The following is a 22,750-nucleotide window of genomic DNA, read 5'->3' as shown; positions in this document are numbered from 1 at the left end:
GGGGCGACATAGACTTTTGTCAACGGGCGCAGCCGATTCACCGCGCGAATGTTCGCTTCGTCGCTCGCCTTCGCAGCCCATGCCGCCGGCGTGACCGGTGGGAAAATTCAGCGCAGCTACTCGACCTGCACCGCCTCGACCTGGATGCGCAGGTTCACTTCCATCCTGAAGCCATTCTTCTTGCCTCGATCGACACCGAAGTCCGCCCGGTTGAACATCGCGTAGGCGTCGGCGCCGCAGCGTTCGCGCGTATTGTGCATCGGGTCGGGGATGCACTTGAACGAGGCAATCTTCAGCGTCAGCGGTTTGGTGGCGCCATGCAGGGTGAGTTCGCCGATGACTTCGGTCGGTGCGCCGCTCCGAAAGCGCGCGAGTTTGCCCTTGTAGGTCGCTTGCGGATATCTGGCGACATCGAATATTTCGCTCTTTGCCTTTTCGTTCATCCGGTCGTGACCGAAGTCGACGCTGGCCGCATCGACCGCGATGTCGACGGTGCCAGTCCCGGCCGCCTTGTCCAGCACGATCCTGCCCGAAGTCCTGTCGAACTTGCCGCGCCAGACCGACAGCCCGTTCATGTGGTCGGCCTCGAAGCTCGGATAGGTGTGTGCCGGATCGATTTCGTAAGTCACCGGTGCCGCATTCGCGACGCAGGCGAGACCGAGCAGCGTGAACGAAAGCATGGCGCGCGCGTACATGGAATTCCTCGTGGGTGGATTGCCGGATTGCACGGCTAAGACGATCCGGCTGCGGGCAAAATCAACAGACGCTTCGACCACTATCGCACGCGGCCGTTGCGCAGCGGTAAAATTTTTCACATCTGCAATTTTTTCCATATTGTTCCGGTCCTCGACACGGCGACAATCGCGCGCAGGGACATATGTCGATTTCTGCCCGACCCATTCGTCGCACAAGCAACAATCCACGAGAATGCCAACGATGATCGGACCGAATTCCACCTCTACGTCCCACGCCGACAAGCGCAAATGGCTCGCGCTGACCGTGCTCTGCTTCGGCGTGCTCATGGATGTGCTCGACACGACCATCGTCACCGTCGCCCTGCCCTCGATCAAGAACGACCTGCATTTCGACGACACTTCGCTGGCCTGGGTGATCAACGCCTACATGCTGACCTTCGGTGGGTTCCTCCTGCTCGGCGGCCGCCTCGGCGACCTGTACGGGCACCGCAAGTGGTTCCTGCTCGGCATCGCCGGCTTCGCCTTGACCTCGCTCGCCTGTGGACTGGCGCAGTCGCAGGAGATGCTGATCGTCGCGCGCGCGGCGCAGGGCGTCACCGGTGCCGTGATCGCCGCAGTGGCGCTGTCGCTGGTCATGGACATGTTCCCCGAACCCGTCGAACGGGCCAAGGCCATGGGCGTGTACGGTTTCGTCTGCTCGGCCGGCGGCAGCATCGGCACGATGCTCGGCGGATTGCTGACACACACGCTGAACTGGCACTGGATCTTCCTCGTCAACCTGCCGGTCGGCGCGGCGGTTATCGCGTTCTCGCTCAAGCTGCTGCCCGACACGCACAACGAGAAGGCCGATCCGCGTCTCGACGTTTCCGGCGCGATCGCCGTCACCGCGGGCATGCTGCTCGCCGTCTACGCGGTGATCAACGGTAACAGCGCGGGCTGGGCCTCGGTGCAGACGCTGGGCCTGCTCGGCGCCGCGACCGCGCTGCTCGCGATCTTCCTCGCGATCGAGGCGCGCGTCGCCCACCCGCTGATGCCGCTCGCCATGTTCCGCCTGCGCAACGTCTCGACCGCGAACGCGGTCGGCGTGCTCTGGGCCGCGTCGATGTTCGCCTGGTTCTTCCTCTCCGCGCTGTACATGCAGCAGGTGCTCGGCTACGACCCGTTGCAGGTCGGCCTCGCCTTCCTGCCGGCCAACCTGATCATGGCCGCGTTCTCGCTCGGCCTGTCAGCGAAGGTCGTGTTGCGTTTCGGCATCCGCTGGCCGATCGCGGCCGGACTCGCGCTCGCCGCACTCGGGCTCGCGCTATTCGCGCGCGCGCCGGTCGGCGGCGGATTCGCGCTCGACATCCTGCCCGGCATGTTGTTGCTCGGCCTCGGCGCCGGCATGGCGTTCAACCCGGTGCTGCTCGCGGCGATGAGCGATGTGAGCCCGAGCGAATCGGGCGTCGCCTCAGGGCTGGTCAACACAAGCTTCATGATGGGCGGCGCACTCGGCCTCGCCGTGCTTGCCAGCCTCGCCGCGGCACAGACCGGCCACGCGCTCGCCGCGAATGCGGACAAACTCGTCGCGATCAACAGCGGCTACCATGCGGCGTTCTTCGTCGGCGCAATATTCGCCTTGCTGGCCGCGGCACTCGCCGCGATGTTCGTCCGCGCGAGCGCCCCCGCGGTTGAATCGGCGGTTGCGCATTGACGGCAGCTGCGTTGCGCCCACGGCGCTCCGCGCGTGTACACTGGTCACGCCCATCCGCAACCGGCAACCACGATGAGCGACGAAGACAACTACGAAGAACAATGGTGGATCGCTTCACTCGGCGATGCACTGGTCTGGGCGCGCCTGCGCGTGCTCGACTCGGGTGTAGCCGAGGTGTTCAACGCCGAAGGCGAGACGCTGCGCTACGACGACGAGGATGCCGCGCACATGGCCCTGCTCGACGCCGAGTTCCGCGCGTTCGACGGCCTCGATGACGACGACGCGACGACGATGGGTTTCGAACTCGATTCGATCGAGCCACCGGATGGCGAAAGCGACGAAGAGCTGCTGCCGCTGATGACCGAGAAGATGTCGATGCGGCATTGAGAAGATCATCCCGGCGCTCCCCGCGGGATGGCGTACAAAACGGAACCTCATGGATCTCGATCTTTCCGGTAAACATGCGCTGGTCTGCGGCGGCTCGCAAGGCATCGGCCGCGCCGCGGCGATCGAGCTTGCGCGTCTCGGCGCCGATATCACCCTGCTCGCGCGCTCGCGCGAGGCGCTCGACGCCGCGCTCGCCGCGCTGCCCGTCGTGCATGCGAACCAGCAGCATGCGAGCATCGCCGTCGACATGCGCGACCACGCCGCACTGCGTGCCAGGATTGAGGCGGCGATCGCCGCACCCGATCCTGTGCAGATCCTGGTCAACAACACCGGCGGACCGCCGGGGGGGGCCGCCCGGGATGCAACAGTGGAAGCGTACGTCTCCGCGTTCGAGCAGCACCTGCTCGCCAACCAGGTGCTGCTGCAGACGGTATTGCCCGGCATGCGCGCATCGGGCTACGGGCGCATCGTCAACGTGATCTCGACCTCGGTGAAGGAGCCGATCCGCAATCTCGGCGTCTCCAACACGATCCGTGGCGCGGTGGCGAGTTGGGCGAAGACGCTGGCCACAGAACTCGGCCCCCATGGCATCACCGTCAACAACGTGCTGCCGGGCTACACGAAAACCCAGCGCCTCGACCAGATCCTCGATGAGCGAACACGCACGACCGGCAAGAGCACGGACGACATTTCCAAAGCCATGCTCGCCAGCGTGCCGCTGGGCCGTTTCGCCGAGGCCTCGGAAGTCGCCGCCGTGATCGCGTTCCTTGCCTCGCCTGCCGCGGGTTACGTCAACGGCGTCAACGTCCCGGTCGATGGCGGACGCACGCTGTCGCTGTGATGCGCGCTGGCCTCGCGGCCAATGGATTCATCCTCGCTGCGGTATTGCTCGCCGGCTGCACTCAGGTTTCGAAGCCGCAAGTCTCCGCGGACGCGAGCAGAAGCGAGTCGGCAACAGAACATGTCGGCCCCGGCACGTTCGCCCAGCTCAATGCATTGCAGCGCGAAGCGAACACGCTGGGCTCGCCGCTTGCCGTACATGAGTTCTACCGCAGGCGCTACGACGCAAGCGAGGGTGGCCTGCGCAACCTGATCGCCCAGGTGCTCGCCGCAAACGATTCCGAACTTGGCGACTACGACACCGCGGTGCGCCGCTTCCCGTTCGGCGCGCCCGGTCTGCGTGGCACGCCGGCGGCATTGCCCGATCGCGAAACCCATCGCGCGATAGATGCCGCCGATGGCATCGCCGCGCTGGCGCACGAACGCCGCATCGTCGTGATCAACGAAGCGCATCATGTCGCGCAGACGCGCGCGCTCACCCTGCAACTGCTGCCGAAGCTGCGCAAACTCGGCTACACCCATCTCGCCGTCGAGGGTCTCGACGAACGCGATCACGAGCTCGGCGTACGTGGCTACCCGATCCAGGCCAGCGGAACCTACCTGCGCGAACCGCTGTACGGCGAGATCGTGCGCCATGCCCTCAAGTTGGGCTACGTCGTCGTACCCTACGAATCCGCGCAAGCCGGGGCCGACGCGGAAACACGCGAGGAAGACCAGGCACAACACATCGTCGAACGCGTGTTCCGCGCCGCGCCCAATGCGCGGCTGCTCGTGCATGCGGGCTATGCACACGCGCACGAGCGCGCCGGCTACCTCGACGCCGAGCCGATGGCGCTGCGTCTCAAACGCAAGACCGGATTCGACCCGCTTACCGTCGACCAGACCTTGCTGCGCCCGATCGACGCCGCGCGCGAATACGTGAGCTACCGGGAGCTGGTGCGGCGCTTCGCGATCACCACGTCGAGCATTCTTGTCAGCGATCGCGACGGCACCGGGTGGAGCCTTGAACCGGGCTACTACGACATCAGCGTCGTGCTGCCACCGCCGGCGAAGTTCATCGTCGGCCGACCCGACTGGCTCGCGTTGGCGGGCGCGCGCACGCCGGTCGCGATCGACGTCGAGCTGAGCGCGGTTCACCTGCCCTGCCTGATCGAGGCGCGCCACGCCGGCGAGAGCGACGAGGCGGTTCCGGCCGATCGCGTGCTGGTCGACCGCGACCTCGGCCAGGTTGTGCTGTTCCTCGCACCCGGCAGCTATCGCCTGTCCGCGGTCGATGCCGGCGGCAGCGTATTCCAGCGGCGTAATCTGCGTATCGATTGACGATCACGCCGTGAGCGCAAGCGGGCCTGGAGACCCATGCCGCCGCTGACCGCGCGTGGCGGTGTGTTCCGAGTTACGCGTCTGCGAACATCCATTGCGCCACCGGGAGCCGTCATGGCCGGTTTGCGCCGCGACCCATCCGCATCCCGGCAACCGCGTGCTGATCGCGATCGACGGGCCAATCGCTCTTTTTGGCGATGCCACTTGCCCGATGAATTGCCGGCGACGCCGCGGACGCCGGATTCCCTGTCCCGACATGGCACACTTGCGCGCAGCCGACAGGTTCCGCCTGTACCCCATTTTTTCCGTATCGCATCCCAACAGACCCAAACATTTACGTGACGCGTCTCACGACTTGCACATGAGCGGGATCATCGCATTTCGCTTGCGCCCCTTACCCCGCGGCTTCATGCTATGCCTACCGGCATCGGGGCGGGGTGGGAGTGCGACAGCCGCGAATAGGAGCGCACACGCATCCGCGGAACCGGGTCGAAACAAGAACAGGACATGATCGAATTCGGACACGGCACCCATATCGGCCTGCGCCGCGAGCACAACGAGGACACGTACTATGCCGACGCGGACATCGGTCTTTGGCTCGTCGCCGACGGCATGGGCGGCCACGCGCACGGCGAAGTCGCCAGCGCGCTCGCACGTGATGCGGTCGTACGCGAAGTCGGTTCAGGCGGTACGCTCGCGCACGCCGTACAGAGCGCGGATGCCGACATCCTGCAGTTGTCCGGTCGCCGCTCCGAGGCTCTGCCGATGGGCACGACCATCGTCGCCCTGCACGTCAGCGGCGCCGAGTACGAGGCCTGCTGGGTCGGTGACAGCCGCATCTATCTCTGGGACGGCGGGCTCAAGCAGATTTCGCAGGATCATTCCTATGTGCAGGAGTTGATCAAGCAGGGCGCGATCACCCAGGAACAGGCACGCACGCATCCGCACCGCAACGTCGTCACCCAGGCACTCGGCGTCACCGACCCGCAGAGCCTGCGCGTGGAGACGCTGCGCGGCAAGTTCACACCCGGCATGCAGGTACTGCTTTGCTCGGACGGGCTGACCGAGGAAGTGGACGACAGGCAGATTTCCGCAATTCTCGCGCGCGAAGATCTCTCGGCGCAGGAGTGCGTCGACCACCTGATCCTGGCTGCACTCGATGGCGGCGGATCGGATAACGTAACTGCCGTTCTCGTGCGCAATCGCTGAACTGGTGGTGCGCGGCGTTCAGTCGCGCAACCAGCGGCAGTTGTCTTTGCTCGACTTCTGGATCGCAGCCAGACGCGCCTCGTGCGCAGCCAGTTCCACGGCCTCGGCACGGCGCACGTGGACCATCGCATCGACGATCGCCGATGCCGCCGCGCGCACCCGGGCCTTGGCCGGCTCGTTGTGCGCGCCCAAGCCGAGGTCTCCCTGCCCCGCGGTCATCGCGAGATAGACGTCGGCGAGCAACTGCGCGTCGAGCAGCGCGCCGTGCAAGTCACGATGGCTGTTGTCGACGCCAAGTCGCTTGCACAACGCATCGAGATTGTTCCGCTGCCCCGGAAATTTCTCGCGCGCGAGCAGCAGGGTGTCGAGCACGCGCACGCGCCCGCTGACGCTGGCCGGTTGCGCCAGGCGCGCGAACTCGGCGTCGAGGAAGCCCATGTCGAAGCTCGCGTTGTGCGCGATCAGCTCGGCGCCATCGATGAACGCCAGCAGCTCGTCGGCGACGTCGGCGAAGAGCGGCTTGTCGACGAGAAAGTCGTCGGTGATGCCACTGACCGCGGTGGCGCCCGCGTCCATCGCGCGCTGCGGATTGATGTAGCGATGGAATTCGCGCCCGGTCGGCCGGCGTTCGAGCAATTCCACGCAGCCGATTTCGACGATGCGATGGCCCTTGTTCACTTCCAGGCCCGTCGTTTCGGTATCGAGCACCACTTGTCTCACAGCATGATCTCCTGCGCGCTCAGCGCCTCGCTGCGCGCGCGTTGGTCGACGCGCTCGTTCTCCTCGTGACCCGAGTGCCCGCGCGTCCAGTGCCATTCCACCGCATGCGGGGCCGCTGCCGCGACGAGCCGCTCCCACAGGTCCTGGTTCTTCACCGGTTTCCTGTCGGCCGTGCGCCAGCCGTTCGCGCGCCAGCGCGGCACCCAGGACTCGATGCCCTGCTTGACGTATTGCGAGTCGGTGGTCAGGCGCACAGTCGACGGCCGCTTGAGAGCCTCCAGCGCGCCGATGGCGCCCATCAGCTCCATGCGATTGTTCGTCGTTTCGCGCACATTGCCGCTGACCCACTTTTCGACCTTCTTGTAGCGCAGCAGCGCCGCCCAACCACCCGGTCCCGGATTGCCGAGACACGCGCCATCGGTGAAGACCTCGACGATCGTCGTGGCGCTCACGCGCACTCCTCCTCGATCGACGCAATCACGCGGGCATGCTCGCGATGCGCGCCCGGCACCAGGCGCGGATTACGCGCGAGTTCGCGCGTGTCACGACGCAGGCGCAGCGGCGTCAACACGCTGCGCTGCTTGCGCGCCAGCAGCAGCCAGCCACCGCGCAGACGAGCCAGCGCCACCGCCGCGACGCCGGCCGCGCCGGTTTGTTCGGCGGACGCTGCCGACCACGGCGACCAAGCGCCGGAATATCGTGTCTGCAACACCTCGATGCCTTGGGCGTCGATCGTCGCGGCCCAGCTTTGCGCCGATCGAATCCGCAGCGGCAGGCGCGCACGCCGCATTGCGCCGGCCAGCCAAGGCCGCCACAGGCTCAGCGGGTTGAACCCGAGCACGAGCAGCACGCCCTCGGGCGCGAGTACGCGCGCGATCTCGGTCATGCAGGCCGCCGGCTCGTCGAGGCGCTCGAGCAGATGCTGGACGACGACCAGCTTGCAGCTCTCGCCGGCCAGCGGCAGCTCTCCCGGATCGCAGGCGAGGCCTCCGCGCAGGATTTGCGCCTCATCGAGCGCCAGCCCGACCACGTTGGCCAACAGATTCGCCGGCAAGTTGTCCGGCGCTGCTTCGTGCGCGCGCAGGAACAGGCCGGTCGTGCCGTAGACGCCGGCGAGAATAGGCGCCAGCGCGGCGAGTTCATGCTGCAACTGGCTGCGAACCGCAGGATGTTGATAGAAATCGTTGATCTCGGCCGGCATGGAGCCGCAGGCTGTGCAGTGCAGAAGGAGTCGAATTAGAACAGATTTACGATGCTGAAATCCGGCTAAACGAATTGTTAATTATTCGTTTACTCTTTATGACTTTTTAATGGCGCATTTCTGACTCATTGCTATAGTCCGCCGGTCGAATTTGCGGAACCCCCTGCAGCATGATTTCTGGCCATGTCACCCGAGGCTGACAGCAACGCCTGCGCCAACCGGCGCGAGCGGCGGCTGCTCACGCTCAGCGCGTGCTGCGCGACCTTGGGCTGCGCCTTCGTCCTGCTTGCCGCATGCAGTGCGCCCGTGGTGCGTCATGCGGCCGTGGTGCCGCCACCGCCGCAACCGGGCCCCGTATCGGATCTCGCGCTCGAACCGAAAGCGCCGAAGCTGGCTTCGACGACGCCGGCTTCGCCTTGGCCACGCCTGCGCGCGCGCTATGCGCTGCCCGGCTGCGACTACAGCCCCACGGTGCGCCAGTTCGCCGCGCAGATGGCATCGAGTCCGGCTCACCTGTCTGCCGCGTTCAAGGAGGCGATGCCGCTGCTCCTGCTCGTCACCGAGCAGATCGAAAAATACGACATGCCCGGTGAATTCGCGTTCCTGCCCTGGGTCGAGTCCAGCTACACCATGATCCCCGCCCGGGGCGATGGCGTCGCCGGCATGTGGCAGCTGATGCCGTTCACCGCGCGAGAGAACGGGCTGCGCGTCGATGGCGAATACGACGGCCGCCTCGACATTACTGCGTCCAGCCGCACCGCGCTTGCGCTGATCAAGCAGTACAAGGAAAGCTTCGGCGACTGGCGCCTGGCCAACATGGCCTTCAACGCCGGCGAGAACAGCGTCCGCGCCGCGCTCGGCAAGCGCCGCAGCATCACTCCGGCCGAAATCGCCAAGCTGCGCCTCAATCAGGTGAACTACGAGCATTTGATCAAGCTGCTTGCCGTGTCGTGCATCGTTTCCGCACCCGAGCGCTACCACGTCGAGTTGCCCGAGCCCGACGCCGGCGATGCGTTGAGTCTGCTCGAGTTGCCTGCTCCGCTCGACCTGCGCCTTGCGGCAAAGCTTGCCGGCATGGACTTCGCCGAATTGCGGCATCTCAACCCCGCCTACGTCAAGGCCCGCATGCCGGAACGCGGCCCTTTCCACCTGCTCGTTCCCGCGCAGCGGCGTGGCGCAATCGAGCAGACGTTGGCCATGCTGCCGAAGTACGCCTGGCTGAGCTGGCGCGAGATGAAGCTGCAGCAACCGCAAAGCCTCGATACATTGGCGCTGGCCTACGATGTCGACGCCACTGCGCTGGCGCAGATCAACCGCGTCGGTGCGACCGGGGCCACCCTGCCTGCCGGCACCCGCCTGATGCTGCCGGGACGCGACAGCGAGGCCCCCGTGGTCGCGGCAACGGCACCTGAAGCAAACCCGATCCAGGCGGACAAGTCCGCGTCTTCGACCGCATCGGCCAGCGAAGGTACCTGCACCGTCCGCTCCGGCGACACGCTCTGGCACATCGCCAACCGTTATGGCGTACGCATGGAGGACCTGTTGCACTGGAATCGCCTGTCGCGGAACGCCACCCTCCGCCTTGGCCAGAAGCTCGTGCTCCACGGACGCGAAGCGGCAAACTAGGGCGCGTTAACACTAGCGTAACCCATCCACAATAAGCGCGATGTGGAAGAAGGCGAGAACGCGACGCCCAGCTTGTCGAAACGAGAGAATACGCGCCGAAACCCTTTGGGTCTGCGAAACAAGCGCCCGACCGCGTTTCGCCGCTTGTACATTTCGCGATCGTATTCCCACCGCGAGATGCAGTCAGCTTTGGGTGGCGCGACGGGAACCTGACCCAGGTTCAAAGCCAGTTGGCGGGTCTCCTCGCCCTCGTACATGCCCTAATTCAACCGCCCGCTTCGTCGGCGCGCTGCGCCTCCATCCCGTGCGCTTGCGCTAGAATTGCGCACCCGAAACAACGATCGTTGGAGTGCACATGGGATTTCTGCAGGGCAAGCGCGCGTTGATCACCGGCATCATCAGCAATCGTTCGATCGCCTGGGGCATCGCGAATGCGATGCGCCGCGAAGGTGCCGAACTGGCCTTCACCTACGTCAACGACAAGCTCAAGCCGCGCGTCGAAGAGGCGGCGAAGACGTTCGGTTCGGACATCGTCCTGCCCTGCGACGTCACCAGCGATGCGCAGATCGCCGCGTTGTTCGCCAGCCTCGGCCAGCGCTGGGACGGCTTCGACATCCTGATCCACTCGATCGGATTCGCTCCGGGCGAGGCACTGACCGGCGAATTCCTCGACGGCCTGACGCGCGAGAACTTCGCCATCGCGCACGACATTTCTGCCTACAGCCTGCCGGCGCTGGCCAAGGGCGCGCGCCCGCTGATGAAGGGGCGCAACGGCGCCGTGCTCACGCTGACCTACCTCGGCGCCGAGCGCGCACTGGCGAACTACAACGTCATGGGCCTGGCCAAGGCCAGCCTCGAAGCATCGGTGCGTTATCTCGCCTACAACCTCGGCCCCGAAGGCACGCGCGTCAACGCGATCTCCGCCGGCCCGATCAAGACCCTCGCGGCAGCGGGCATCGCCAACTTCCGCAAGATGCTCGATCACGTCGAGCAGAACGCACCGTTGCGCCGCAGCGTGACGATCGACGAAGTCGGCAACACTGCCGCATTCCTGTGTTCGGATCTCGCCTCGGGAATCACCGGCGAAGTGACCTACGTCGACGCGGGCTACAACACGCTCGGCATGACCGGGATTTGAACGGAGCGACAGGCTGAACGCGGGTTTGTACGGATTCAAAACTCACCGGCACGGACGGGGTACGAGCAAGGAACTGGTTCCTTGAATGCTCCATCCACCCTGATCCGCGTCAAGCGCCTTTCATGATGCGCGCTACTGCAGCAGCCGCTCTTCGGCGACCTTGACGTCCGCCGATTTGCGCAACGTCTCGAGGAAACCGCGCACGGCTTCGCTGGAGTAACCTTGGGCGAGTTGGTTGCGCGCGGCCTCCTTCGACTTCGCATCGAGCTTGGACGGATCGGCATCCTTGACCGCAGTCAGGGCCACGAGCGCGTACGCGTCGTTTGCCAACGCGACTTCCGCCGTCGTCGGCTTGTCCGCAGAGGCCGGGCGTGCGAGCTTGAATACTTCCGCAACCAGCCGGCCGTCGAGATTGGCGGCGTTGCGGCCAATGTCCTTCTCCTGCTCGACCTTCGCCTTCGCGACGGCAGCGATCTGCTCCAGCGCCTCGCCCTTCTGCAAGCGCGCATACAACGTGTCGGCCTGCTCCTTCGCCTGTCGGGCAAGCCGCTCGCTGACCAGCCTGCCGCGGATCTCCTCGCGCACCTGCTCGAGCGGCTTCTGCGCCGGCATCTCGTGTTGATCAAGGTGCACGAACACGACATGATTCGGCGCGAGCGTGATCGCGTCCGAGGTGTTGCCTTCGACGAGCACGCCCGGCGCGAACGCGGCCTTGATCACCGCCGGGTTGGCGGCGATGCCTTCACCACCTGCGCGCGTGAACAGCGCGGTCTTCTGTAGCGGCAGGTTGAACTGCTTGGCTGCGTTGGCGAGCGAAGGGTCGTTGCCGAGGGCGTCGACGAGCTTGCCGGCCAGATCGCTGTAACGGCGCTCGTTCTCGGTTTCCATGTACTGCTTGGCCAACTCGGCCTTGACCTCCTCGAATGGCTTGACCTTGCCTTCACGTACGTCCCGCAGCTCGATCACATGGTAGCCTTCGGGCGAGAGCACCGGCGCGGAAACATCGCCCTTCTTCATTGCCCACAACGCGGTTTCGAATGCCGGATCGGTCAGGCCTTTCTCGAGCCAGCCGAGATCGCCGCCCTGCGCCCTGGAACCGAGATCGTCGGACTTTTCCTTCGCCAGCACGGCGAAATCCTTGCCCGCCTTGATTTCCGCCTCGATCGCCTTCGCCTTTTCAAGCGCGGCCTTCTGTGCCTCGGCGTTCGCATTCCTGTCGACCTTGACCAGGATGTGCGAGGCCTGGCGCTGCTCAGGCGCGGTGAATTTCGCCTTCTGTTCCTCGTAGCGCCGCTTCAGCGTCGCCTCGTCCGGGGTGACTTCGGACTTCATCTTCTCCGCGTCGAGTTCGACGTAGGCCAGCGAAATCTTCTCCGGCGTCATGAACTCGGCGGCGTGATCCTTGTAGTACTTCTCGATGTCCGCGTCGGCGACCTTGATCGCGTCGGCAGCGGGTTTTTCGAGCTTGACGTAGCCGAAGTCGCGGGTCTGGTCGCGCAGCTTGAGGAAGGCTTCAACCTCGGCGCTCGTCACGATCGAGATCTGGCTGAGGCCGGCCGGCAGCTGGCGCGTTGCCAGATCCTTGATCACGCCGTCCTCGAACGACCTTTCCGTCATGCCCGCGGCCTGTACGCGCAAATTGTAGAGCTTGCGGTCGAACTTGCCGTCGGTCTGGAACGCCGGAATGTTCTGGATTGCATCGCGCACCTGTGCGACAGGTACCATGACGCCCAACTTCTCGTTCGCCTGATTGAGCAACTGCTCGTTGATCAGCTGGTCGAGTACCTGACGCTTGCGCTCAGGCGTGTCGAATGCGGCTGCGTCGAATTGCGCACCGTAGGCCTGCTGCGCCTGCGAGCGAAAGCGGTTGTACGCTTCGCGAAACTGATCCTGGCCAATCTCCTTGCCGTTCACTTTCGCAACGAAGGTATCGCTCTTCGGATTCATGTACTGCTCGATGCCGAAGAACCCGCCGAATACGATCACGACGACGCCGAGGAGGATCTTCGCCGCGATACCGGAAAACCTGTCGTGCAATGACTGCAGCATGGACAATTGCTCTTTGTGGGAAGCACGGCCATGGCTGGCCGCTTTTTTGACTTTCGCGTTCACCGACGAACGCATGAATGACTGCTGATAAAACAAAGGCGCCTCGCGGCGCCTTTGTTTGATTTGTGGCGGAGTGGACGGGACTCGAACCCGCGACCCCCGGCGTGACAGGCCGGTATTCTAACCAGCTGAACTACCACTCCGCACTGTCTGTCGAAACCCGGAGCAAATCGAATACCGGATTCCATCTTTTTGCCTTACCGCTACGAGTGGTAACCCGCATCGAGTTTGGTGGGTGCTGAGGGTTTCGAACCCCCGACCCTCGCCTTGTAAGGGCGACGCTCTACCGCTGAGCTAAGCACCCTTGGCAGGCGAGCCGCCTAGTTTAGAGCATCCTTGAGTGCTTTGCCAGCCTTGAACGACGGATTTTTCGAAGCCTTGATCTTGATCGTCTGGCCCGTGCGCGGATTGCGGCCCGTGCGCGCGGCGCGCTTGCGCGCGAGGAAGGTGCCGAAGCCGACGAGCGCGACGCTGTCGCCCTTCTTCAACGCCTTCGTGATTACTTCAATCACGCCTTCGATCGCGCGGCCCGCGTCGGCCTTGCTCAGCTCGGCCGAGTCGGCCACCGCGGTAATGAAATCAGATTTATTCATGACTTGTTTCTCCCGGAAGGAATTTGGCGAGCGCTCGCCGTTAGGTAATCGAAATCATCAAGAAGCAGCCGCAGGCGTCGATGTTTCCGTGCTTGCTTGCCTCGTCATGCCACAATTTCAGAATCTTGCCCGTACGGGCGCCTTCATGAAGCGCGGCGCGAACTTTATACCAGCCTGCCCCATGGCGCGCAACACCAATTCCGATGCGCCTTGCAGCGATTTTCGCCATGCCGTCGCCGCACCGGGTTTTGTGCATTCGCGCTTGACACGCTGGTCAGAAATTTGCATGTCGACGCAGCACGTCGACATGCGGGGAGGCTTCAGTGGGGGCGCACCGCGGTCGACCCGGCGCCGTCCTCGACGGCCGGCTCCGCCGCGACATTTTGCGCATTTTCCACCTTTTCCGGCAACGGCGAGAGCGGTCGTTCGAGCGCGATGTCGAGCACCTCGTCGATCCAGCGCACCGGCCGGATCTTGAGCGACTCGGTCACGTTCTTCGGAATCTCCGCCAGATCCTTCTCGTTCTCCTCGGGAATGATCACGGTCTCGATGCCACCGCGGTGCGCCGCGAGCAGCTTCTCCTTGAGTCCGCCGATCGGCAGCACGCGGCCGCGCAGCGTGATCTCGCCGGTCATCGCCACCTCGGAGCGCACCGGCACCTTGGTCAGAGCCGAAACGAGTGCCGTGCACATGCCGATACCCGCGGACGGACCGTCCTTCGGCGTCGCGCCTTCGGGTACATGGATGTGGATGTCGTATTTCTGGTGGAAGTCCGCCTCGATGCCGAGCCGATCGGTGCGCGCGCGAACGACCGACAGCGCAGCCTGGATCGACTCCTTCATCACGTCGCCGAGCTGGCCGGTATTCACGAGCCTGCCCTTGCCGGACACGATCGAGGCCTCGATGCTGAGCAATTCGCCGCCGACCGAAGTCCAGGCCAAACCCGTGACCAGGCCGACCTCGTTCTGCAGTTCCCTGCGCCCGAACTGGAACTTGCGCACGCCCAGGTAGCGATCGAGGTTCTTGCCGTCGACGGTAATCTTGCCGCGCTTCTTCTCGCCCTTGCCCGACTTCCTGGCCTTGTCCGCAGCCAAGGTCAGTTCGGTCACGACCTTGCGGCAGATCTTGGCCAGTTCGCGCTCGAGATTGCGCACACCCGACTCGCGCGTGTAGTAGCGGATCATGTCGCGCACGGCCTCGGTCTTGACCGCGATTTCCTCCGGCCTGAGGCCATTCGCCTTGATCTGTTTCGGCAGCAGGTAGCGCTCGGCGATATTGATCTTCTCTTCTTCGGTATAGCCGGGAATGCGGATCACTTCCATGCGATCGAGCAACGGGCCGGGAATGTTGAGCGAGTTCGCCGTGGCGATGAACATCACCTCGGACAGATCGAAATCGACCTCGAGGTAGTGGTCGTTGAACGCGTGGTTCTGCTCCGGATCGAGCACCTCGAGCAGCGCCGACGACGGATCGCCGCGAAAATCCATCGACATCTTGTCGATTTCGTCGAGCACGAACAACGGGTTCTTCGTGCCGACCTTGTTGAGGTTCTGGATCAACCGCCCAGGCATCGAGCCGATGTAAGTGCGTCGGTGGCCGCGAATCTCCGCCTCGTCGCGCACACCACCGAGCGACATGCGCACGAACTTGCGCCCGGTCGCCTTGGCGATCGACTGACCCAGCGAGGTTTTGCCAACGCCCGGCGGCCCGACGAGGCAGAGGATCGGGCCCTTCATCTTCTTCACGCGCGATTGCACGGCGAGATACTCGACGATGCGCTCCTTGACCTTTTCCAGGCCAAAATGATCGGCATCGAGCACTTCCTCGGCCGCCCCCAGGTCCTTGCGCACCTTGCTGCGCTTCTTCCACGGCGCGCCGACCAGCCAGTCGATGTAGTTGCGCACGACGGTCGCTTCGGCCGACATCGGCGGCATCTGCTTCAACTTGTTCAGTTCCGCGCGCGCCTTCTTTTCGACCGGCGGCGGCATGCCGGCCTTGTCGATCTTCTTGGTCAGCTCCTCGACCTCGTTCGGCGCATCCTCGCCCTCGCCCAGCTCTTTCTGGATCGCCTTCATCTGCTCGTTGAGGTAGTACTCGCGCTGGCTCTTCTCCATCTGCGACTTGACCCGGCCGCGGATGCGCTTCTCGATCTGCTGCACGTCGATTTCGCCGTCGACGAAACCCATGAGCATTTCGAGGCGATCGGCCACATCGGCCGTCTCCAGTACGCGCTGCTTGTCCTGCAGGCGAATCGACAAGTGCCCGGCGATGGTGTCGGCGAGGCGGCTGGTGTCGTCGATGCCGGACAACGTCGCCAGCAATTCCGGCGGAATCTTGCGATTGAGCTTGACGAACTGCTCGAACATCGACACGAGCGAGCGCGAGACGACCTCGACCTCGCGCGGCTCACGCGTGTACATCGACTCGAGTGCCCGCGCGTAGCCGGTCATGATGCCGTCGCGCTCGGAGAAGCTCGACACCTCCGCGCGCATCAGCCCTTCGACCAGCACCTTGATCGTGCCGTCGGGCAGCTTGAGCAGTTGCAGCACGGTTGCGACCGTGCCGATCGAATACAGATCGCCCGCCTGCGGATCGTCGATGTCCGGGCTGCGTTGGGCGACAAGCAGGATGCGCTTGTCGCCTTCCATCGCCATGTCCAGCGCACGCACCGATTTCTCGCGCCCGACGAACAACGGAATCACCATGTGCGGATAGACGACGACATCGCGCAGCGGCAACACCGGCAGTTCGTTGATGTGAGACAGGTGCGGCTGGACAGGCTGATTCGAAACGGGAGTGGACATTGGGTTTCCTGATGTTTTTCTCGCCCGCATCACCGTTTCGCCGGCCCGGAACGCGGACGCAGCGAGGGTGACGCGAGATCTCCATCCCGTCAAGTGTGGACGATCGCCGGGTTTGCAAGCCAGGGGCGGGAGTGCGACGCCCCTTTCCCGGGCGGTCGCAAAGCCAATCGTGCGGACATGGACCGCAGATGCAATCGCGTACTTTGCCCGCGCCGAAAATAAAGACAAGGACGCGAAACCGGAGCGGATCCTCCGCTTCGCGTTTCCGTCTGTTCAGCGTGCTGTCGCGTCGACGCCAGGCGCGCGGAGCCACTCAGGCTTCTTCGACTTCCTCGGTCAACGCCGCTGGCGCGTTCGCCTTAGGCGCGAGCGCGGCTCGCAGTTTGTCCTCGATTTCCTTGGCCGCGCTCGGGTTTTCCTTGAGGTACTGGCGCGCATTGTCCTTGCCCTGGCCGATGCGCTCGCCGCCGTAGCTGTACCAGGCGCCGGATTTCTCGACGATCTTGTTGTCGGAACCCATGTCGATCAACTCGCCTTCGCGGCTGATGCCCTCACCGTAGAGGATCTCGGTAACGATCTGCTTGAACGGCGGCGCGAGTTTGTTCTTGACCACCTTGATCTTGGTCTGGTTGCCGACGATCTCGTCGCCCTTCTTGACCGCGCCGATGCGGCGGATGTCGAGGCGCACGGAGGCATAGAACTTGAGCGCGTTGCCGCCGGTCGTCGTCTCCGGGCTCTGCCCCGGCATCATCACGCCGATCTTCATGCGTAATTGATTGATGAAGATGACCATCGTGTTCGAGCGCTTGATGTTGCCGGTCAGCTTGCGCAGCGCCTGCGACATCAGGCGCGCCTGCAGGCCGGGCAACTGGTCGCCCATTTCGCCTTCGATTTCCGCGCGCGGGGTCAGCGCGGCGACCGAGTCGACCACGATCACGTCGACCGCGCTCGAACGCACCAGCATGTCGGCGATTTCCAGCGCCTGCTCGCCCGTGTCGGGCTGCGACAGCAGCAGGTCTTCGACCTTGACGCCGAGTTTCTCGGCGTAGACCGGATCGAGTGCGTGCTCCGCGTCGATGAAGGCGCAGGTACCGCCGAGCTTCTGCGCCTGCGCGATGACCTGCAGCGTCAGCGTGGTCTTGCCCGAGGACTCCGGTCCGTAGATCTCGACGACGCGGCCGCGCGGCAGGCCGCCGATGCCGAGCGCCATGTCGAGCATCAGCGAGCCGGTCGGGATCGCCTCGACCGCATCGACCGTGCGGTCGCCCATGCGCATGACGGCGCCCTTGCCGAACTGCTTTTCGATCTGGCCGAGTGCGGCGGAGAGCGCCTTGCGCTTGTTGTCGTCCATTGCGGATACCTCGAGTGGGATTTCTGTGGGCTGGGATCGTGCGCTGCGCCGATCTCACGGATTGCGACGCCGCGAATTATCCCACACCCGGCCACATCGAAGCATGCGCGGAATCGCGCGTCAGCTTGTAAGAATTTTCAGCACGCCGCGCAGCGCCGCAGCAACGGTCTGTCGACGCACGGCTTCGCGGTCGCCGTCGAAATGGAACTGTTCCGCGTGCGCGTAACCGCCACGCCGCTTCCAGCCGATCCAGACCGTGCCCACCGGTTTGTCGGCGGTGCCGCCGGAAGGCCCGGCGATGCCGGTGACGGCCACGGCCACCGTCGCTCCGAAGCGGGCCAGCGCTCCCGCCACCATCTCGATGACGGTTTCGCGACTCACCGCGCCGTGTTCTTCGAGGGTTTCCGGCCGCACGCCGAGCAAGGATTCCTTCGCTTCGTAGCTGTATACCACGACCCCGCATTCGAACCACGCCGACGATCCGGCGATGTCGGTCAACGTTTTCGCGATCCACCCTCCCGAGCACGACTCTGCGGTGACGAGTGTGGCGCCGCGCCGGGAATATTCGACCGCAATGTCGCGCGCAAGGGAGTTCAATGTGGCGTCGTCGACGGTCGCGGTCGTGGACATGGGGCACTCCTTCGTGAAATCTCCTTCTACCGGATTTTCCCGCGCGCCGCAAAATAGCTGTAGTACGACAACGGAATCACCAGCAGCGTCAACACGGTCGACACCAGAATACCGAAAATCAACGACACCGCGAGGCCCTGGAAGATCGGATCGTCAAGAATGAAAAAGCCTCCGATCATCGCCGCCAGTGCAGTCAAGGCGATCGGCTTGGCGCGGACCGCCGCAGCCTCGATCACGGCATCACGCAACGGCTGTCCGGCCGCGAGCGCCTGATCGATGAAATCGATCAGCAGGATGGAATTGCGCACGATGATTCCGGCGAGCGCGATCATGCCGATCATCGAAGTTGCCGTGAACTGGGCACCTAGCAAGGCGTGCCCGGGCATTACACCGATCACGGTCAGCGGGATCGGCGCCATGATGATCAACGGCACGACATAGCTCCGGAACTGGCCGACCACGAGAAGATAGATCAGCGCCAACCCTACGGAATACGCCAGACCCATGTCACGAAAGGTCTCATAGGTGATCTGCCACTCGCCGTCCCACTTGATCGCATAGCCGGCGACGTCGTCGGGTTGGGCAATGAAATTCTGCGCGAGCGCCTGCCCGGCCATCGCTTCGCGTCCGAGCTTGCCGACCATCGTGAACATGCCGTACAGAGGACTGTCCGCGTGCCCGGCGTCGTCGCCCACGACGTAGGCGTAAGGCAGCAGATCCTTGTGATGGATCGCCTTTTCCCAGTCGGCCTTGCGCATCTGGGTGATCGCGGACAGTGGCACCAATGCGCTGCTGCGCGCGCGCACGCGCAAGCCGAGCACGGCATCAAGCGACGCCTGATCGCCCGCGGACAGGCGCAAGCGCATCGGCACCGCGTAGCGCGAGCGGCCATCGAGCAGATATGTGGCATCGCCGCCGGACAAGGCGGCCGAGAGCGTGCGCGCAATGTCGGACTGACTCACGCCGAGGCGGGCCGCACGGTCGCGGTCGACGACGACGACGTCGCGCGGCGCTTCCGCCTCGACGCTGCTGTCGATGTCGACGATATCGGCATCGGAGTGGAACTCCTTTTCAATGCCCTCCGCCAGCTTGCGCAGCGTCATGTAGTCCGGTCCGTAGATCTCGGCCACGATCGGCGCCAGCACCGGTGGACCGGGCGGCACCTCGACTACCTTTACCGACGCGCCATGGCGCGCACCGATCTTCGCCAGCGTCGGTCGCACGGCCAGGGCTATCTCGTGACTCTGGCGCCGACGCTCGTGCTTGTCGACGAGATTCACCTGCAGATCACCGTCGATAGCGTCGTCGCGCAGGTAGTACTGGCGCACGAGGCCGTTGAAGTTGATCGGTGCGGCGGTGCCGGCATACCCTTGATAGTTCAGGACCTCCGACAGCCCGTCGAGCGCATGGGCGAGCTCCGTCAGCAACCGGTTGGTCGTCTCCAGCGTACTGCCCTCGGGCATGTCGACGACGACCTGGAATTCGGATTTGTTGTCGAACGGCAGCATCTTCAGGACCACCACGCGGAATACCACGAGGCTTGCCGCAAGCAACACCATCACCGCCATCGCCACGAACAGCCAGCGCCGCCGGCGGCGACCGCGGCCCTCGTCGAGAAACGGCGTCATCAGGCGTCGGAACACCTTCGGCAGACGTCCACCACCCGCCTCCGCCACGGACGCGGAGGCGCGGTGATGCCCGATCAGCTTCAGCGACAACCACGGCGTCACCACCAGCGCGACCGCGAGCGACAACAGCATGCCAGCTGAGGCATTGATCGGAATCGGTCGCATGTACGGTCCCATCAGGCCCGACACGAACGCCATCGGCAAAAGCGCGGCAATGACGGTGAACGTCGCGAGGATCGTTGGCCCACCGACTTCGGCAACGGCCTCGGGAATCACTTCATGCAACGTGCGCCCGCCCAGCGCCAGGCGACGATGGATGTTCTCGACCACCACGATTGCATCGTCGACGAGAATGCCGATCGAGAAGATCAACGCAAACAGCGAAACGCGATTGACGGTGAAGCCCATCGCCCACGAGGCGAACAGCGTCAACATCAACGTGATGACCACCGCCGCACCGACCACGAACGCCTCGCGCCAGCCGAGCGTCGCGAGCACCAGCAACACGACCGACAGCGTGGCAAACAGCAGCTTGTGGATGAGGAGTTCGGCCTTGTCGGTCGAAGTGCGCCCGTAGTCGCGCGTGACATCGACATGAACGCCGACCGGAATCGATATGTCGCGCAGCGCCGCCACGCGCGCAGTGATCGCCCGCGTGATGTCGGCAGCGTTGGCACCGGACTTCTTGGTAATCGCGATCGTCACCGCCGGCGCCATGCCGGCTGCCGGCCCCGCCTTACCCGGCGGCGTGCCAAACCACACGTAACGGGACGGAAGATCGGCACCACGCCGCAGCTGAGCGACGTCGGCCAGGAACACGGGCTGGCCATCGTGGAGCCCGACCACGAGCTGGGCTACGTCGTCGGCATCGCCGAGGAAAGTGCCGGCGGTCAACGGCACGTCGCGATCACCGGTGACACGTTTTCCCGCCTGCGCCACCGTATTCGCCGACTTCAGCGATCGATCCAGATCGTCGAACGCCAAACCATACGTCGCCAGCTTCGTCGCGTCGGGTTCGACGACGACGGCGCGATCCGGCGCACCCAGGGTGTAGACATCGCGTGTCCCGGAGATGTGCTTGATGTCCGTTTCCAGCGTGTGCGCAACTTCGGCCAGCTGGATGGCGCCGATATCCGCCTCGTCGCTCCACAAGGTCAGCGCCATCACCGGCACATCGTCGATGCCCATCGCACGAATCAGCGGTTGACCGACGCCAAGGCCTTCCGGCCACAGGTCGCGATGCTGGAATACCTGGTTGTAGAGACGCACCAGTGCGGTTTGGCGTGGCACTCCCACCTGGAATTCGACCGTGAACAAGGCCATGCCGGGGCGACTGACCGAATACACATGCTTGAGCCCGTCGATGCCCGCCAGCACCTGCTCTAGCGGCGATGCGACGAGGTTTTCGACATCGCGCACTTCCGCGCCGGGAAACGGCACGATGACATTGGCCATGGTCACGTCGATCTGCGGCTCCTCTTCTCGCGGCGTGATCCACATCGCCGCCAGTCCGAGCAACAGCGCTGTCAAAGCCAGGATTGGCGTCAGCGGATGCTGCTGGAAGGCGCGCGCGACGCGCCCGGAGAATCCCAACGACTCACTCACGGCCCGACCTTCCCGGCATGCCGCGCAGCCAGCCAGCGCGCGGCGGCCTGCGGATCGCTCGCGACACGCTCGCCGGCAGCGAGGCCGGACAGCACTTCCAATTCATCGCCGGACCGATGGCCGAGCCGCAGCAGGCGCAACCCGACGCCATGATCCGCATCGACCACGTAAACTCCATCGATTTCGCCGCGCCGCACGAGCGCACCGGCCGGCACCAACAGCCGCGGCGCGACGTCGGCCACGAACGCGACTTTGACGGCCATGCCGGGCCACAGTCCTGCCGTGCCGACAGGCACGCCGACGCGTACACGAAACGTATGCGTCGCCGGATCCGCGGTCGGCAACACGACGACGCTCGCCGCCGGCACGCGCCGCGAGCCGCCGTCGAGAACGATCGATGCCTTGGCCTGCGCGCGAATCGCATCGACCGTTCCCTGCGCCACCGGCACATCGACGCGAAGCGCATCCAGTGCCGCCAGCGCCAGCAGCGCCTGTGGCTGAGGCGGGCCGGATTGCACGGCTTGACCGAGCTCGACGAAGCGCTGCGTCACCACACCATCGAATGGCGCACGCACGATGGTGTAGTCGGCTTGTTGCGCGGCGCTGCGCGATTGCGCTTCGGCTGAAGCCAATGCGGCGCGAGCCGCATCGCGTCGCGCCGTCGCCGCATCGAGATCGGCGCGCGCGACGAGCTTGCGTGCATGGATTTCATCGATCCGCCTCCAGTTGGCCTCGGCCTGCACTGCCTCGGCACGCGTCGCGGTCACGGCTGCCTCGGCACTGCGTCGCCCCGAATTCTGCTCGACATCGGTCAACCGCAGCAGTACGTCGCCCTTGGCGACGCGATCGCCGGCATCGACCGCAAGCTCCCGCACGCGAGCATTGGTTTGCGCCGCCAATGTCGTTTCGTTGATTGCCGCGACGACACCGTCCCAAAGCCGCTCGTGCGGCGCATCGGTCCTGGCGACGACGAATGTCTCCAATGGAGGCGCTGCCGCCGGCCTGGGCGGCGCCGATTCGCGGCCGCACGCAGCGAGCGACGCGACGGCCAGCAACGCGACGGTTCGCCACGCTGTCCATATCCACGGCCCCTGCATCGAGCCGCGGCATCGATCGCGTGCGTCGCCGCCGCGACCTCGTTGCGTTGCGCCCGCAAGCAAGCGGCGCACCGATCCCGTCATGGAATGCCCGTCCATTCTCC

General features: G+C 64.7%; 18 protein-coding genes, 2 tRNA genes and 2 pseudogenes. 7 read left to right on the top strand and 15 right to left on the bottom strand.

From position 1 onward, the window contains the following. Positions 1 to 116 precede the first annotated feature (116 nt). Positions 117 to 695 (bottom strand): YceI family protein, encoded by a 579-nt coding sequence (locus AC16HO_RS10520; RefSeq protein ID WP_395643579.1) that lies wholly within the window; start codon positions 693 to 695, stop codon positions 117 to 119. 241 nt (positions 696 to 936) lie between these two features. Between AC16HO_RS10520 and AC16HO_RS10515 the strand changes: the two genes are divergently transcribed. The 5 genes from AC16HO_RS10515 to AC16HO_RS10495 all read left to right on the top strand — a co-directional run bounded on the left by AC16HO_RS10515 (position 937) and on the right by AC16HO_RS10495 (position 6,144). Continuing rightward, complete coding sequence (locus AC16HO_RS10515) at positions 937 to 2,388, top strand: DHA2 family efflux MFS transporter permease subunit (RefSeq protein WP_395643578.1); 1,452 nt, start codon at positions 937 to 939, stop codon at positions 2,386 to 2,388. A gap of 72 nt (positions 2,389 to 2,460) precedes the next feature. Next, complete coding sequence (locus tag AC16HO_RS10510; protein WP_395643577.1) at positions 2,461 to 2,775, top strand: hypothetical protein; 315 nt, start codon at positions 2,461 to 2,463, stop codon at positions 2,773 to 2,775. A 49-nt stretch (positions 2,776 to 2,824) separates the two neighbouring features. Beyond that, positions 2,825 to 3,616: an SDR family oxidoreductase gene (locus tag AC16HO_RS10505; RefSeq protein ID WP_395643576.1), complete on the top strand. Its 792-nt coding sequence runs from the start codon at positions 2,825 to 2,827 to the stop codon at positions 3,614 to 3,616. Next, a complete protein-coding gene (locus tag AC16HO_RS10500) occupies positions 3,616 to 4,935 on the top strand; it encodes a hypothetical protein (RefSeq protein WP_395643575.1) in 1,320 nt (439 codons plus the stop codon). Before AC16HO_RS10505 ends, AC16HO_RS10500 begins: the two co-directional genes overlap by 1 nt. A 507-nt stretch (positions 4,936 to 5,442) precedes the next feature. Further along, positions 5,443 to 6,144 (top strand): PP2C family protein-serine/threonine phosphatase, encoded by a 702-nt coding sequence (locus AC16HO_RS10495; protein ID WP_395643574.1) that lies wholly within the window; start codon positions 5,443 to 5,445, stop codon positions 6,142 to 6,144. An 18-nt stretch (positions 6,145 to 6,162) separates the two neighbouring features. On the opposite strand, the gene dnaQ is transcribed toward AC16HO_RS10495, so the two are convergent. From dnaQ to AC16HO_RS10480, 3 genes are read right to left on the bottom strand one after another with little or no spacing between them, the layout of a single operon-like run. Further along, positions 6,163 to 6,864: a DNA polymerase III subunit epsilon gene (gene dnaQ / locus AC16HO_RS10490; protein WP_395643573.1), complete on the bottom strand. Its 702-nt coding sequence runs from the start codon at positions 6,862 to 6,864 to the stop codon at positions 6,163 to 6,165. Then, a complete protein-coding gene (gene rnhA, locus AC16HO_RS10485; RefSeq protein WP_395643572.1) occupies positions 6,861 to 7,322 on the bottom strand; it encodes a ribonuclease HI in 462 nt (153 codons plus the stop codon). The genes dnaQ and rnhA overlap by 4 nt, the downstream gene beginning before the upstream one ends. Continuing rightward, on the bottom strand, positions 7,313 to 8,065 hold the full coding sequence (locus AC16HO_RS10480; protein WP_395643571.1) for a methyltransferase domain-containing protein: 753 nt from the start codon (positions 8,063 to 8,065) through the stop codon (positions 7,313 to 7,315). Before AC16HO_RS10480 ends, rnhA begins: the two co-directional genes overlap by 10 nt. A 183-nt stretch (positions 8,066 to 8,248) precedes the next feature. Here AC16HO_RS10480 and AC16HO_RS10475 point away from each other — a divergent pair, with 183 nt between their 5' ends. Next, positions 8,249 to 9,691, top strand: a complete 1,443-nt coding sequence (locus AC16HO_RS10475) for a LysM peptidoglycan-binding domain-containing protein (protein WP_395643570.1) — start codon at positions 8,249 to 8,251, stop codon at positions 9,689 to 9,691. Positions 9,692 to 9,703: 12 nt separating this feature from the next. Here the strand turns inward: AC16HO_RS10475 and AC16HO_RS10470 are convergent. Beyond that, positions 9,704 to 9,945, bottom strand: a pseudogene (locus AC16HO_RS10470) (IS5-like element ISCARN85 family transposase); the annotation flags it as partial. A gap of 101 nt (positions 9,946 to 10,046) precedes the next feature. Here AC16HO_RS10470 and AC16HO_RS10465 point away from each other — a divergent pair. Then, positions 10,047 to 10,829, top strand: coding sequence for an enoyl-ACP reductase FabI (locus AC16HO_RS10465; protein ID WP_395643569.1), 783 nt, complete (start codon positions 10,047 to 10,049; stop codon positions 10,827 to 10,829). A gap of 132 nt (positions 10,830 to 10,961) precedes the next feature. Here the strand turns inward: AC16HO_RS10465 and AC16HO_RS10460 are convergent, their stop codons facing one another. From AC16HO_RS10460 to AC16HO_RS10415, 10 genes and pseudogenes are all read right to left on the bottom strand, one after another. Further along, positions 10,962 to 12,878, bottom strand: a complete 1,917-nt coding sequence (locus AC16HO_RS10460; protein WP_395643568.1) for a SurA N-terminal domain-containing protein — start codon at positions 12,876 to 12,878, stop codon at positions 10,962 to 10,964. 126 nt (positions 12,879 to 13,004) lie between these two features. Then, a tRNA-Asp gene (locus AC16HO_RS10455) sits at positions 13,005 to 13,081 on the bottom strand. Positions 13,082 to 13,167: 86 nt separating this feature from the next. Next, positions 13,168 to 13,242, bottom strand: a tRNA-Val gene (locus AC16HO_RS10450). Positions 13,243 to 13,258: 16 nt separating this feature from the next. Then, a pseudogene (locus tag AC16HO_RS10445) lies at positions 13,259 to 13,534 on the bottom strand (HU family DNA-binding protein); the annotation flags it as partial. 37 nt (positions 13,535 to 13,571) lie between these two features. Beyond that, the gene (locus AC16HO_RS10440) at positions 13,572 to 13,760 is read right to left on the bottom strand and encodes a hypothetical protein (protein WP_395643566.1); all 189 of its coding nucleotides are present in this window, start codon (positions 13,758 to 13,760) and stop codon (positions 13,572 to 13,574) included. A 91-nt stretch (positions 13,761 to 13,851) separates the two neighbouring features. After that, the gene (lon, locus tag AC16HO_RS10435) at positions 13,852 to 16,335 is read right to left on the bottom strand and encodes an endopeptidase La (RefSeq protein ID WP_395643565.1); all 2,484 of its coding nucleotides are present in this window, start codon (positions 16,333 to 16,335) and stop codon (positions 13,852 to 13,854) included. A gap of 313 nt (positions 16,336 to 16,648) precedes the next feature. Continuing rightward, the gene (gene recA / locus AC16HO_RS10430) at positions 16,649 to 17,686 is read right to left on the bottom strand and encodes a recombinase RecA (RefSeq protein WP_395643564.1); all 1,038 of its coding nucleotides are present in this window, start codon (positions 17,684 to 17,686) and stop codon (positions 16,649 to 16,651) included. Positions 17,687 to 17,806: 120 nt separating this feature from the next. Next, positions 17,807 to 18,316: a CinA family protein gene (locus AC16HO_RS10425; protein WP_395643563.1), complete on the bottom strand. Its 510-nt coding sequence runs from the start codon at positions 18,314 to 18,316 to the stop codon at positions 17,807 to 17,809. Between the two features lie 26 nt (positions 18,317 to 18,342). Then, on the bottom strand, positions 18,343 to 21,549 hold the full coding sequence (locus AC16HO_RS10420; protein ID WP_395643562.1) for an efflux RND transporter permease subunit: 3,207 nt from the start codon (positions 21,547 to 21,549) through the stop codon (positions 18,343 to 18,345). Further along, on the bottom strand, positions 21,546 to 22,730 hold the full coding sequence (locus AC16HO_RS10415) for an efflux RND transporter periplasmic adaptor subunit (RefSeq protein WP_484335426.1): 1,185 nt from the start codon (positions 22,728 to 22,730) through the stop codon (positions 21,546 to 21,548). The genes AC16HO_RS10420 and AC16HO_RS10415 overlap by 4 nt, the downstream gene beginning before the upstream one ends. Positions 22,731 to 22,750 lie beyond the last annotated feature (20 nt).

The sequence above is a fragment of the Rudaea sp. genome (assembly GCF_057139185.1).
This window is presented reverse-complemented; position numbering and strand designations above follow the sequence as displayed.